Source organism: Algoriphagus boseongensis, from assembly GCF_004362805.1.
Taxonomy (GTDB): Bacteria; Bacteroidota; Bacteroidia; order Cytophagales; family Cyclobacteriaceae; genus Algoriphagus; species Algoriphagus boseongensis.
Genome location: NZ_SNYF01000007.1, coordinates 415,870 through 428,995, shown reverse-complemented (window position 1 = coordinate 428,995; position 13,126 = coordinate 415,870). Strand labels below are relative to the sequence as shown.

The window sequence follows — 13,126 nt, the reverse complement described above, 5'->3', positions numbered from 1 at the left end:
ACGCTATGGATACCATTTTAAAAAAGATGAATTTCAAAGAAGGAATGAAAATCAAGGTTTGGAACCTTCCTTCAGATCTGGATCCTTTGATCAATTCCTGGAAAAAAATGGGATTAATGGCCCAAGAAGGAGAAAAACCAAGCTTCACTTTGGCCTTCGTGCAAACAGAGGAAGAAGTTCAAACCTATTTTCCTGTTCTAGCAGAAATTTGCGCCAATGACGAACCCTTGTGGATGGCCTATCCCAAAGGGACTTCCAAAAAATATAAAGCCCAAATCAATAGAGATTCGGGCTGGAGAGTTGTGGGGAATTTTGATTTTGAGACCGTCAGGCAGATAGCCATTGATGAGGATTGGTCGGCGCTGAGGTTTCGGCATATCCGATTTATCAAAACCCTAACCAGAAATTTCAGCACAAAAAATCAGTAGGCAGAAAACTGTGGGTTTTGGCTTAACTAGCTTTTTTCCACGGCTTCCTGCCCACTGCAATCTGGATTCTAGACCTTAAAAGGCAATTCGTAAATCCTTTTCCCAGTCAATTTATACACCGCATTTGCCAAGGCAGGAATGTATGGAGGTACAGGTGGCTCACCCACTCCCGTAGGTTTTTCCGTACTAGGCAAAATATGCACATGGATTTTTTTCGGAGATTGAGGCATGCGGATGATTTGGTAAGAATCAAAATTATTCTGCACTACCTGACCGTTTTCGAAGGTGATGGCAGAAGTCATCGCCAAAGAAGTAGCAAACTGTGCTCCACCTTCAAATTGGGATTTGATTCGATCGGTATTTACCCCTACTCCACAGTCCACTGAATAATGTACTTCAGGAATGGATAATTGCCCGTTTGCATCTTTTTCCACTATGACCACACAGGCCACATAGGTCAGGAAGCTTTTGTGAGCTGCAAATCCTACAGCCTTTCCAGCATCCTTGTGAGCTTTCCAGTTGGATTTGGCAGCTACATCCTGGATCACTTTTTTCATCCTGCCTGTATTCCATGGGAAGTCTTCCAGCTTTTCCCCATAGTTCCCAAAATCTCCCTCCAATTCTCCTTCAAAAGTCAGGTTCTTATCCTCACCGAATAAGTCCAAAGCATTTTCAACTGGATCTAATCCCCTAGCCTCAGCAATCTCATCCATCATGGTATGAATCGCAAAAGCATGGTGAATATTACTCACCGAACGCAGCCAGCCAATTCGAGTATGGGCAGCAGATTCATGGGTTTCAATTCTGATATTGGGTACATCGTACGGGAAATCCCTACAGCCCAACTCCAATTCTCCACTTGAGGGATGAAGTTCGGCGGCATTCCCTGTAGCGCCAATCGCGGGAAAAACGGTATGGTGATTCCAGCCTGTCAATTTCTTTGAACTATCCAGAGTAGCCACAATTCTTTGTGCACTGTGTGAATGATAAAAGTCGTGGTGAATATCATCCTCTCGTGTCCACTGAACTCGAACCGGAGCTTTGGCAGCTTTTGACAAAAGGGCTGCTTCTACCACAAAATCAGGCTTTGACTTTCTTCCAAATCCTCCACCTAGCAAGGTTACATTTACTTTTACTTTCGGTAATTCTAATCCCAATGCACCTGCAACGGCTCCTCTAGCCCATTGTGGATGCTGGGTTGGAGCCCAAATCTCCACACTTCCATCTCCACGATAATCAGCGATTACAGCGGGTGGCTCCATGGTCGCGTGGGCATAGTATGGCGCTAAATAAGTTCTATCCAAGACCTTGGTTGCAGAAGATTTAGCGGAATTAAAATTCCCTCGCTCACGGCTTACTTTTCCATTTTTAAGGGTTGACTTAGCCATTTCCTGAAGTTGAGCGGCTGAACTATAGCTTTGATTAGGCCCTAAATCCCATTCAATTACCAAGGCTTCACGTCCTTTTTTTGCAGCCCATGTGTTGGAAGCCAGAACAGCCAAACCTTCCAAAGGCTTATCCAAACCCGGAGGAATTCCCGCTCCTTCAATTTTTATTACCTGACTCACACCGGGAATTGCCAAAGCTGCGGCATCATCGTAGGATAAAATCTTTGCCCCAACAACCGGACTTCTGGCGATCACGGCAATTTGCATATTTGGCAAATCCACGTCTGCTCCAAAAGTAGCCTGTCCTGAGACGATCGCCTTAGCATCGTAGATGGGTACATCAGTCCCGATAAATTTATACTCAGAAAGCTCCTTGAGTTTAATAGTGGCTGGATCAGGCAATTCCATGGTCTGAAGTGCTTCAACCAAACCCCCAAAATCAACTTTCTTGCTGGATCCATTGAGGAGAACCTGGGAATTTTCTGTGGTACATTCTGATGGATCAACCCCCCATTTATTCGCGGCTGCATTAATTAACATCTGCCGGGCGGTAGCTCCTGCTTTTCGCATGGGTTCGTAAAACATCCGAACTGAAAAAGAGCCATCTGTATTTTGGTTGCCGTACTTATCTTCATCACCTTCGGCTTGGATGATTTTAACCTTTTTCCAATCTGCCCCAAGCTCATCCGCCATAATCATTGGCAGGGAAGTTCGAATCCCCGTACCCATTTCAGAACGGTGGGCAACTAGGATGACTTCATTATCCGAACTTAAGGAGATATATACATTCGGAGCAAAGGTGATGGGTTCTCCCTTTGGACCTGCACATTGGAAATTGACTCCAAGCAGGAATCCTCCGGTAGCCAAAGAGCTGATTTTTAGAAAATCCCTTCGAGAAGGCACGAAGATTTTCGACTGGTCTTCTGGGTTCTTATTTTTCAAAAATGGAATAAAATTCTTCATAGCTTAAGGAGTTAAAGGTTTCGGGATGCGGTTTGGATTGCTTCTTTGATCCGGTTGTAAGTACCGCAACGACAAAGATTCCCTTCCATAGCTCGTTCAATTTCTTCCTCTGAAGGCTTAGGGTTTGTAGCCAAAAGTGCTGCAGCTGTCATGATTTGACCTCCCTGACAATAGCCGCATTGAGGAACAATATGCTCAACCCAAGCCTCTTGCAAGGGATGATCTCCTTTTTCTGAAAGTCCTTCGATGGTTGTAATTTTTCCGTCTCCCACTTCGGAGATTGGTAAACTGCAGGATCTAACTGCTTGTCCGTCCAAGTGAACAGTACAAGCACCGCAAAGCGCCTGCCCACATCCAAATTTGGTTCCTTTCATGGACAAGAGGTCTCTTAGAACCCACAATAAGGGCATATCGGGTAAAGCCTGTACATCAAGCTTTTTCCCGTTAACAGTGATTGAATATTCTTCCATAGTTATTTGGTCTGGTGATACTATTAAACTACAAGAATTCTTTTTTAAAACCTGACGTAAGAGGGGACTTTAATTCTTGATCTCTGGTCTGGGATTAAAATTAAATCAGTACAACCCAAAAAATAATTCCCTGAGAGAGAAAGAGAAGGAAGGCGGAAAGCACAAAAAGCACATTTTTTTTAAAAATGGATTTGGAATAAAATTACTATGCGCCTACATTTGCAACACGTTTTCCGAAAGGGACGACAAATTCCTCCTTAGCTCATCCCGATAGCTACAGTGGAGCTTAGAGTAAATCGGGAAAATATAAAATTCCTCCTTAGCTCAGTTGGTTAGAGCACATGACTGTTAATCATGGGGTCCTAGGTTCAAGCCCTAGAGGGGGAGCAAAAAAGCCTTCAGATTCTTTCTGAGGGCTTTTTGTTTTTTGGTCCTACATAAACCTTGTCTTCATACTTACGCGAATAACCAAGGAGACTATCAAAATCAACCCTTTCTAAATCGTTAAAATCCTTCTATACCTAAATGAAGGAAATCATAGCTTGTTTGGCCTTCGCACTTAAGTCCAATTTTTTCAAAACCCCTTCCCTATCGGACAAAAAGCTTACTTTTAATCAATCAGTCCAAATTATAAATGCCTCCAATATGAAAACAGTACTAGGTTTTTTGTTTGCCTTTGCTCTTGTATTTCATTCATCAGAAATCAGTATGGCTCAGACCATCCTTAAAAAAGAGACCATTTCCGACCTTAACAAAACGCCAAACTACGCCTTTGGAGTAAAGGACGAAGATGGACTGATGAGTGCCTTATCCTTGTTTGATACCTTTGTAGAAAATGGGGTTCAATTCCAAAACTTTGAAATCGTAGTCAAAGGCCCTATCGTCAAAACGATGGTAAAGGGATCGGATTTGGAAAAACAGTTTGAAAAATACAAAGGTAAAATCCGGGTAAGTATTTGCAGTGTGGCGATGAAACGGCAGGGAATTACCAAAGAAGAGCTTTTTTCAGGTTTGGAAGTAGTGGAAACCTACACTATTCGGATTTTACAGCTCCAGGCTTTGGGGTATAATTCCATCTTGTACTGAGGTAAATAGTTAAAAATATATTGCACTGGCTTACGGTATTCTAAAAGCCTCCAAATCCATTTCCAAAGGCTTTTTTACATCGGATTTAAACAACCCTTGTCTTGTTAACCACTCGGATAATTGAGAAGACTAATTAAATCACGAGTCTTTAATCCGTGTTTTTCATAGTTTTGAAAAAAGGAAACTCTACCCAAAATGAAAAAATTCTTAGGCTTCTACCTCTTGTTTCTACTTTTTGGAACCCTTTCCGCACAGACAGTTTGCACCCCTGAATCCAGAGCCAAGTTGGAAAATGCCTTGGCAAAGCTCAAGTCTGAATCTGACAAGACTCAAAGTCCAAACGAATGGATTGTAGAGACTGGACAGTGGTTTTTGGAAACTCCCTATGTAGAGAAAACCTTAGAAATCCCCGGCCCCGAGCAATTGGTGATTGATTTTCAAGGGGTGGACTGCACTACCTATTTGGAATCTGTAGTGACCTTGGCCAGATTGGCTGAGAAGAAAGAATTCAGCATGGAGGATTTCGAAATAGAACTGGAACTACTGAGATATCGAAAGGGAAAAAATGAAGGATACCAAAGTCGATTGCATTACTTCTCAGATTGGATTTATGAAAACCAGGAGAAAGGAATCCTAGAAGATATCACCGCCTCCATCGATGGGGAGGTTTATGAAAATCATCCCAGCTTTATGACCGAAAACCCTCAGTTTTACCCTCAACTGAGCGAGCAAAAAAATGTGGAAAAACTGAAGCAAGTAGAAAAAGAAATCAGTGCGCGGAAATACTATTATATCCCTAAAGCCAAGATCAAAGACATAGAGAATCAAATCCAATCAGGAGATTTGATTGCTATTACTACTTCGATTTCAAATTTAGATATGGTTCATGTTGGTTTCGCCTTCCAGAAAAACGGGAGAATTCACCTCATGCATGCCAGTTCAAAAAACAAAGAGGTAGAGATTTCTTCCCTACCTCTTCATGAGTATTTAGCCGGAAATAAGAGTCAATCCGGAATCATGGTGGCCAGAATCACCGGAAAGTAATCAGTTCTTTTCAAGAAAGGCTTTAAGATTTGCCAATCCAACACTAAAATCATCAGACAAGGCTACTTGCATGTCCATCATTGGAATCATCAGATTCATCGGATAGGCCATCTCAGAATCAAATCCCCAGGTGACTTCGGTCTGATCAGGAGCAGTGGAAGTAAAGACCATAAAAGCTTGTGATTTGCTTTCGAATGGCTCAAAAAATCTCAACTCGTAATCGATCCGCTGTCCATCCATGATGGCTATTATTTCCTGCTCTCCACTTCCCACATCAGGGTTTTCACTTTTCCAACCAGACACAAAACCAACTGTCCCATCCTCCCCCTCAAAATAGTGTTCCATTTGAGGGTCCATCAATTGCCACTTGCTGTATAAACTTTGATTCTTGAGCAATTTGGTGAAATCATAAACTTCGGCAATTGGCTTATTTATAGAAATTTTTTCCACCACCCGAAGATCGGTGGGAATAAATAGGCCATAAACCAGAAGGCCTACAATGGCAATGACGACGATTAGGAGGGAGACTTTTAAGAATTTCATAGTGCTTTGGGGGGTGGTTAATTATCTAATTTAATGTCTTTTAAATTGCATTTTTTTGATTTTGTAAAAAATTTAACAACCCAAACCTCTCATTTGGGTTTAAATGTCGCAAGGATGTCGCATTGGAAACCTTGGATGGCAAGGCTTCTCCCTAGAATTTTGAAACATGAATATCGGAGAACAAATCAAATCCTCCCGAATTGCAAAAGCCTGGACTCAAAGTGAACTCGCTGAAAAATGTGGGCTTACTTTAAGAACTATTCAGAGAATTGAAAAAGGAACGGTAAATCCTAGCCCCTATTCTTTGAAAAAGTTTCAGGAAGTCTTTGTGGGAGAATTTCAATTGGATTCAGCTATTCAGCCAAATCAAAATTCTAAACCAAAAACTAAAAAACTTATGCACATCCTAAGCATCGGCAGCATAGCTGCTGGAATTATTTGGATTCTATCTGTCTTTTTTCCTTCCACATCATCAATCATTTCAAATGAAATTTCCCTACCCGTTGAAATCGTGACGGTGAATTGTGGAAGCGATACCGAGTGTGACATTCAGTTGACCCTAAAAAATGATCAGGGAGAAATCCTTTGGCAGAAAATCTATGGGGGCAGTAGCTACGATAAGGCCGGAGGAGTGGCCTCCACGGCAGATGGGGGTTTCCTGATTCTGGGATCCACCAGTTCCTTCGGAAAGGGAAATTACGATGTCCTTTTGATCAAAGTGAATGCTAATGGAGAAGTCCTTTGGCAAAAAACCTATGGCGAGTTCTTCAATGAGTATGGCTATCAGATTACTCAAATGAGCTCTTCAGGGAATTTTGAAATAGAAGGCAGCAGACAAACTTGCTCCACGCCAAATGTTTCCAATTCATGCAAGGATTATGTTTGGACCTTTCAAATCGACGAAGAAGGAAATCTAATCAGCTAAAGCCAAAAGGCCCGATTTCAAAAAACCGGGCCTTTTTTCTTACTTACTTTTGAAGATTCGGACAGGGCCAAGCAATCCAGAGGGAACTAGAGGAGAATTTGCCTGATAGAATGGCATGGTGGTAAATGTTGTCTTTTTTGCACCTTCCTGAGAATCTCCAATCAGGCGATTGACCCAGGTATTGACCACCCGGATTTCCAATAAATTCTTACCCCCTTTCATGGCCTTGGTGATATCAACCTTAAAAGGTGTTTTCCAAACTATACCAAGAACTTCACCATTTACACTTACCTCGGCAAGGTTTTTCACCTCTCCCAAATCCAAAAAGTAGCTGGTTTCTATTTCTTTTTCCGGGATGAAAAATTCCTTTTGGTAAAAGGCATTTCCTGAATAGTAGCGGATATCCGGATCAGAATTTTCTGACCAACTGCCTAGGGATTGAAATTCACTTTCCTTGTTCCCAAACATCACATTCCAACTTCCCTCCAATACCAAGATTTCGCTTTCTGTTTTGGCTTTAGCTGAGAAGGAATTAACGGGGGATTCCCCTTCAAAAATCACGAAGAATGCATCCCAGGATTCAAAAGGCAGCGAAATCTCTGTCCTTCCATTTTCAATTTTGTATGAAACCTCTTTGGTTTCCCCGTTGATCGGATTCCAAAGCAAAGGCTTTTTCCCCGCTATCCTAAAGCTCACTTTGGCAGTGGTTGGCTCCACACTTCGATTATTTAGCCAATAAATATCCCGTTCAGGTGATGTTCTATGCCTAAACAAAATCTTGTGCGCTGTTTCTGAAATCTGGACGTCTGGAGAACTACCTATTTTGACATCCGGACCAACATTTGACTTTGCCCAAATCTGATTAGCCAAGGCCTGAAACTCTGCATCCGAATCGGAAAGGCTTGGAGATTTGATCGGCTTCTCCCCGATGATTTTCACTCCAGAATCCGCTAAGGATTGAAGTTTTTTCAACACCTTCAGGGTCACCAAGTTTGCACTGGGATCCAGCATCAGCACCTCATAGGTGTTTCCGCTTTTCGCTTTCAGCTTCCCATTTTCAGCCTCTATTGCTTCCAGAAGTGCTGTTGAATTCACAAAATCAAATTCATATCCCTTGGGTATTTCAGGAAGTTTTTCCCGGGCCACCCAAGTGATATTGGTGTTTTCTCCATAGAAATAGAGGATATCTGCTACATTTTTCCCCTGCTGGAGCAAGAATGAACTTCTGCCTAAATAATCAATCCAAGGCTTGGCCATATCTGCCCATGTTTCTTGCCTGGTAAAATATTGGCCGAAAGGACCTAGTGAAAATCCCGGTTTCTTATCCTCCAGCGGTTGATGTACTGAGGTATGAATTACAAACCTGTTCAAGCCGGAGGCGAGCTCTAAATCGGCTGTCCGTTTAAGGCGCTCAGGATATTCCTGAAAAGGTCTACCGACCGATGTCATGGATTCCGCTGCTACAAAAGGCTTCCCATAAATATTCGAAACAGAAGCTGATTCCCGGATATCTGCTTCACTTCTAACCTCTTCGTCTGCTCCACTCGCCAGACTCCCAGGAGTCCACATGGCCGACATGGGAATATCAGCATGCCGCTTGACATCCATCCCATCAGCCAAATAAATCCGCTTATTTTCATGGGATTCTGTGTAGCGCTTCATATTTCGCTTTTTCAGCTCCTCTCCTATCACATCGTAATGATTGTCCGAAATCATTTCTCCTATGGTCTTTCGGAAATCCCAGAGAAATTTCTCGCTTTCTTCCCTACTGCCAACCAATCTCCCTGTCAGGACCGGTAAGTAGGGTAATAAACTGTATCCCCTTCTTTGTTGGAATTCCAAAGGAAAATCCTGAGTCCAGTTCATATGCCCAGCCTCATAGCTATCCAAAATCATGTATTCCAGACCTCCTGGACCCAATTTCCCCCCAGTTGCATTTTGGTATAAATCCAGGTAATGATTGATATAGCGACGAACAGCGTCTTCATTTAGTTTGTCTACTTCTAAACCAGTAGCTTCTGGTGAGGCCGGATGATTTTGGCGACCAGTTAAAGAATATCCAAAACGGATGATTTTCCATTTACCTGCTGGAACTTCCCAATTCAAAGTACCATCGGCATCCAATCTGCCGCTTAAATCAATTATTTGGTCCTTGGAAAGAAAGGAATCGTTTGCAGCTCCTACCTGATTTTTTGCCAAAAGGTAATCTTCTGACCAGGGAGAGAACCCTGCTTTATCTTCAGCTTGATCAATTCTTGAAGTAGAATAGAGTTGAAATTCAGCCACATTTACCCCATCTGGTTTCAAGTCGGTTTGTGGAACTCCTGCCATAGCGGCAAAGAGATTTGGCTGAGGGGCCAAGGTTTCGTAGCAAATCCTCCAATACTTAGCCCTGGTCGGAGGAAAGGAAACTGTATTAAAAGGAACTGTACTTCCTGAAACTTTTGCTATTGTCTTAAAATTGACTCCATCATCACTTACTTTTAAACTTCTATTCTCAGGACCACCATTAAACTCTGCCAAAGGGCCATTCATGGCTCCGGCAATCCCAAGAGCTGTAAAAGTTTGTGCCTGTTCAAAAGAATATTGAATCCACATATCCTCCCCGATTCCCATAGGAGCCAAAAAAGCCTCTTCAGCCAAGCTCTCATCAGCCAAAAGGGAAAGGGAAAATTCCCCCCCACTCGAGCTTACTTTTGGAGCTAATTGGAACAAGGACTTTTCATTTTCCAAAACCGGAATTGCAATCAAAATGGCATCCTCATAGTAAATAGGTAATTCTCCTATAAATGCTCCCGAAAATCCTTCCTCTGCTAAGTGAGCATCTTGGAATTTACCGGTTTGTCCAGATGGATCAGGAAGAATACAAGACAAGGTATCACCTCCTTCTACCTCATATTCTGTCCAAACATATTTTTTCATTGCATCCTTTGGTTCTACCCAAGGTCCACCTGTCACACTCCATCCCGGTGAACCTGCAATAGCCATTTCCAGCCCCTTTTGACCTGCCAAATTTGTAGCAAACTGAAAAGCATCTTTCCACTCAGGAGTCATGAATACCAACTTATTAGGCACTACTACAGGAGTAAATAGGTTGGCATCAAAGTTCTGAAATCCCCCAATACCGGTTCTTTCCATCCAATTCAGATCTTTCAGAATTCCATCTTTAGTGATATTTCCATTCATCCAATGCCACCAAACTCTTGGTTTCGCCTCATTAGGAGGATTTTGAAATTTGAGAACCAGGGTAGAATCTTGGGAGTAAAGCACTTGGGAAATTCCTAAGAGCAAAAGGATAAAAAAGAGTTTTTTCATATCAAAAGGAGGGATTTGAAGGAAAATAAGACTTCTTCTCAATTTGTCTATCCTGCGGTAGGGAAAAACATTCAAAATGGAAAATCCAGCCGATCTGAAATAAACGCTAAAACCCCAGCTAATTAGCTCAAGGCACTCTTCTTTTGATTCCCAAGCAGACTTTCCTTAAATTCCTTTTGACTTTTCTTTTTGTGTCCCAACCCAAATGCCTTGAAATGAATACGATCTTCCGTTCTTACTTAATTTTCTTCACCTCCCTTTTGGCTTTTGGGTGCAATACCAATGAAAAAAAACAGGACACGGGGTTTATTCTTCAAGAAATCGATTTACCAGACTATGAAAAGAATATTGACCATAAAGGTCTTCTAACTGCCCTTGGGGACCGAAATGATGAATCCATCCGAACAGGGGAACATATCTACAATAATATTTGCTTCAACTGCCATGGGAATCCAGAAACTCCCGGTTCCATCCCAAATGCTTTTAAATTCTGGGAGGGAGAATTCAAAGTAGGAAAGGATCCCTATTCGATTTACCAAACGCTTACCCGAGGCTACGGCTCCATGCCTCCTCAAGTCAGTCTCACACCAATTGAGAAGTATGACATTATTAATTACCTGAGAGAAACTTTTATTAAGGAAAAGAACCCAAACCAGTTTTTTGAGATCGATTCTATTTACTTGGCAAGTCTTCCTTTAGGTACTTCCTCTGGCCCCGAGCCCAAGGAATTTAAACCCTGGGCAGAAATGGACTACGGCAACTTTTTGATTAATACCTATGAGCTTGTCGGGTTGAATGCCCCAGAAAGGGAGCGATCATCCGGTCCCTCGCCCCTTCCTGACGAAAACCTCATCAATGCCAACTTTGCCTACAAAGGAATCGCGGTGAGGATAGATAAAGGGGAAGGAGGAGTGGCTGCCGGGAAAGCATGGATGATGTTTGATCATGATTTGATGCGAGTAGCTGGGGCCTGGACAGGAGAAGGCTTTATCGATTGGGAAGCTATTCTTTTTAATGGTAGGCATAATATTTCGCCAAGAACAAGCGGAGACCTTCATTTTTCGAATCCCGTGGGACCTGCCTGGGCAAATCCCATGACTGGAAAATTTGATGATCCTCGGTTCCAAGCTCGAGATGGGAGAAAATTCGGTCCCCTTCCCAGGGAATGGGCTCAATACAAAGGACTTTATCAATTCGAGAACCGGGTAATTATTTCCTACACGGTTGGAAATGCAAAAGTCCTGGAAACTTTTGGACTGGAAATGCTGGATAGCTCGCCTGTATTTACAAGGACATTGAATATTTCTCCATCCGATAAACCTCTGAAAATGAGAGTAGCTCCTAGTCAAGTCTCTGTTGAGCTACTAGGAAATGGAGCCAGCTTAAAAAAACAGGATGGGTTTACTTTAATGGAAGTTTCTCCCTCCCAAAGGCTTCAAATCAAATTACTGATCAGCAAAGCCAAGCCAGAGGAACTTAAAGAATTCGCCAAAACCAGTAGTCCTCCCGAATCTCTGGAATCCATGATCAAAGGCGGTCCCTCCAGATATCCTCAAAAATTGTCGACTGAAGTGATTCAAGGAACCCAAGAAGGTCCTTTTCAGGTGGATATCCTAAATCCTCCATTTGACAGCCCTTGGAAAAATCAGTTTAGACTAAGCGGACTGGACTTTTTCAAAGATCCCAACAAAGGGGTAATCTGCTCAACAGATGGAGATGTTTGGCTGGTTGAGGGTTTTACCAAAAACAGCGGAAAGCTAACCTGGCAAAGAATCGCTTCAGGCCTTTTTCAACCCTTAGGAATCAAGGTGATTAATGAAGAAATTTTTGTGACTTGTCGGGATCAGCTGGTGAAGCTCCATGATTTTAACGGAGACAGAGAGACTGATTTTTATGAAGCCTATAATAGTGATCACCAGGTGACGGATCATTTCCATGAATTTGCCATGGGACTTCAGGTGGATAAGGAAGGGAATTTTTATTATGCAAAAAGTGCCCGACATGCTCGGGAAGCCTTGGTTCCCCAACATGGAACCTTGATCAAAGTTAGTAAGGATGGTCAGAAAACAGAAATCGTAGCGACAGGCTTCAGGGCTGCAAATGGGGTTTGCATTAATCCAGACGGAACCTTTATCGTAACGGACCAAGAAGGTCATTGGAATCCCATGAATCGGGTCAACTGGGTGAAAAAAGGTGGTTTTTACGGGAATATGTTTAGCTATAATCCTCCTCCGGACAGTACAGATTCAGGAATGGAGCAACCCTTGGTTTGGATCGAAAGAGATCGGGATCAATCTCCATCAGAGCTTCTGTGGGTAGAAAGCAAAAAATGGGGAGCTCTGGATGGTAAACTTTTGAATCTTTCCTATGGCTACGGAAAAGTCTTTGTAGTTCCATTTGAAAAAATCGGAGATCAGGTACAAGGGGGAATTTTCGAATTGCCTATCCCAAGGTTTTCTACAGGAGTAATGCGTGGCAGATTTAATCCCGGAGACGGACAGCTTTATTTATGTGGCCTATCCGCATGGGGTTCTACTCAGCCTCAATTGGGAGGCCTATACCGGATCAGAAAAGTAGAGAAGCCGATGGTTATTCTAGTTGGTCTACAGGCTAATAAAAATGGAATGAAACTGATTTTCACAGATGAACTTGACCGGGAAAGCGTTCAAGATTTAAACAATTATACCATCAAAGTTTGGGATCTATTGAGATCCAGAAAATATGGCTCAACTCATTACAATGAGCAAACTTTGAAAGTCACCAAGGCAGAATTAGGCAAAGATGGAAAAACCATCAAACTGAGTATCCCTGAAATCAAACCTACTTGGGTAATGGAAATTAACTACCAACTCAAAGATGACAAGGGGAAAGATGTTGAAGGACTTGTGCAAAACACCATTCATCAATTGGGTGAAGCTTCATCTTGGTAAGCAAAAAGGCTGTCAATTGACAACTTTTCTTATT

9 protein-coding genes and 1 tRNA gene are annotated in these 13,126 nt (G+C 42.4%); 6 read left to right on the top strand and 4 right to left on the bottom strand.

The window, feature by feature from the left end; genetic code table 11:
* Window positions 1-5 precede the first annotated feature (5 nt).
* Window positions 6-428, top strand: a complete 423-nt coding sequence (locus DFQ04_RS13275) for a hypothetical protein (protein ID WP_133556618.1) — start codon at window positions 6-8, stop codon at window positions 426-428.
* Window positions 429-496: 68 nt separating this feature from the next.
* Here the strand turns inward: DFQ04_RS13275 and DFQ04_RS13270 are convergent, their stop codons facing one another.
* Together DFQ04_RS13270 and DFQ04_RS13265 are read right to left on the bottom strand one after the other, a co-directional pair.
* Window positions 497-2,779, bottom strand: coding sequence for a xanthine dehydrogenase family protein molybdopterin-binding subunit (locus tag DFQ04_RS13270; RefSeq protein ID WP_133556615.1), 2,283 nt, complete (start codon window positions 2,777-2,779; stop codon window positions 497-499).
* A gap of 11 nt (window positions 2,780-2,790) precedes the next feature.
* Window positions 2,791-3,249, bottom strand: coding sequence for a (2Fe-2S)-binding protein (locus DFQ04_RS13265; protein WP_133556613.1), 459 nt, complete (start codon window positions 3,247-3,249; stop codon window positions 2,791-2,793).
* Between the two features lie 313 nt (window positions 3,250-3,562).
* On the opposite strand from DFQ04_RS13265, the gene DFQ04_RS13260 reads away from it, so the two are divergent.
* From DFQ04_RS13260 to DFQ04_RS13250, 3 genes are all read left to right on the top strand, one after another.
* Window positions 3,563-3,636 (top strand) — tRNA-Asn (locus DFQ04_RS13260).
* Window positions 3,637-3,894: 258 nt separating this feature from the next.
* Window positions 3,895-4,335 carry a hypothetical protein gene (locus DFQ04_RS13255; protein ID WP_133556611.1) on the top strand — a complete coding sequence of 147 codons (441 nt, stop codon included), beginning with the start codon at window positions 3,895-3,897 and terminating at the stop codon, window positions 4,333-4,335.
* A gap of 195 nt (window positions 4,336-4,530) precedes the next feature.
* A complete protein-coding gene (locus DFQ04_RS13250; RefSeq protein WP_133556609.1) occupies window positions 4,531-5,379 on the top strand; it encodes an N-acetylmuramoyl-L-alanine amidase-like domain-containing protein in 849 nt (282 codons plus the stop codon).
* Here DFQ04_RS13250 and DFQ04_RS13245 read toward each other — a convergent pair whose 3' ends face one another.
* On the bottom strand, window positions 5,380-5,922 hold the full coding sequence (locus DFQ04_RS13245; RefSeq protein WP_133556608.1) for an SRPBCC family protein: 543 nt from the start codon (window positions 5,920-5,922) through the stop codon (window positions 5,380-5,382).
* A 166-nt stretch (window positions 5,923-6,088) separates the two neighbouring features.
* On the opposite strand from DFQ04_RS13245, the gene DFQ04_RS13240 reads away from it, so the two are divergent.
* Window positions 6,089-6,847, top strand: coding sequence for a helix-turn-helix domain-containing protein (locus DFQ04_RS13240; RefSeq protein WP_133556606.1), 759 nt, complete (start codon window positions 6,089-6,091; stop codon window positions 6,845-6,847).
* 39 nt (window positions 6,848-6,886) lie between these two features.
* Here DFQ04_RS13240 and DFQ04_RS13235 read toward each other — a convergent pair whose 3' ends face one another.
* Complete coding sequence (locus DFQ04_RS13235) at window positions 6,887-10,162, bottom strand: glycosyl hydrolase (RefSeq protein WP_133556604.1); 3,276 nt, start codon at window positions 10,160-10,162, stop codon at window positions 6,887-6,889.
* 215 nt (window positions 10,163-10,377) lie between these two features.
* On the opposite strand from DFQ04_RS13235, the gene DFQ04_RS13230 reads away from it, so the two are divergent.
* The gene (locus DFQ04_RS13230) at window positions 10,378-13,092 is read left to right on the top strand and encodes a DUF6797 domain-containing protein (RefSeq protein WP_133556603.1); all 2,715 of its coding nucleotides are present in this window, start codon (window positions 10,378-10,380) and stop codon (window positions 13,090-13,092) included.
* The last annotated feature ends 34 nt before the right edge of the window (window positions 13,093-13,126 follow it).

Bases quoted from the DNA above. Each gene is read 5' to 3' on its own strand.
- DFQ04_RS13275 (WP_133556618.1), top strand. From the start codon at position 6: ATGGATACCATTTTAAAAAAGATGAATTTCAAAGAAGGAATGAAAATC.
- DFQ04_RS13270 (WP_133556615.1), bottom strand. From the start codon at position 2,779: ATGAAGAATTTTATTCCATTTTTGAAAAATAAGAACCCAGAAGACCAG.
- DFQ04_RS13265 (WP_133556613.1), bottom strand. From the start codon at position 3,249: ATGGAAGAATATTCAATCACTGTTAACGGGAAAAAGCTTGATGTACAG.
- DFQ04_RS13255 (WP_133556611.1), top strand. From the start codon at position 3,895: ATGAAAACAGTACTAGGTTTTTTGTTTGCCTTTGCTCTTGTATTTCAT.
- DFQ04_RS13250 (WP_133556609.1), top strand. From the start codon at position 4,531: ATGAAAAAATTCTTAGGCTTCTACCTCTTGTTTCTACTTTTTGGAACC.
- DFQ04_RS13245 (WP_133556608.1), bottom strand. From the start codon at position 5,922: ATGAAATTCTTAAAAGTCTCCCTCCTAATCGTCGTCATTGCCATTGTA.
- DFQ04_RS13240 (WP_133556606.1), top strand. From the start codon at position 6,089: ATGAATATCGGAGAACAAATCAAATCCTCCCGAATTGCAAAAGCCTGG.
- DFQ04_RS13235 (WP_133556604.1), bottom strand. From the start codon at position 10,162: ATGAAAAAACTCTTTTTTATCCTTTTGCTCTTAGGAATTTCCCAAGTG.
- DFQ04_RS13230 (WP_133556603.1), top strand. From the start codon at position 10,378: ATGAATACGATCTTCCGTTCTTACTTAATTTTCTTCACCTCCCTTTTG.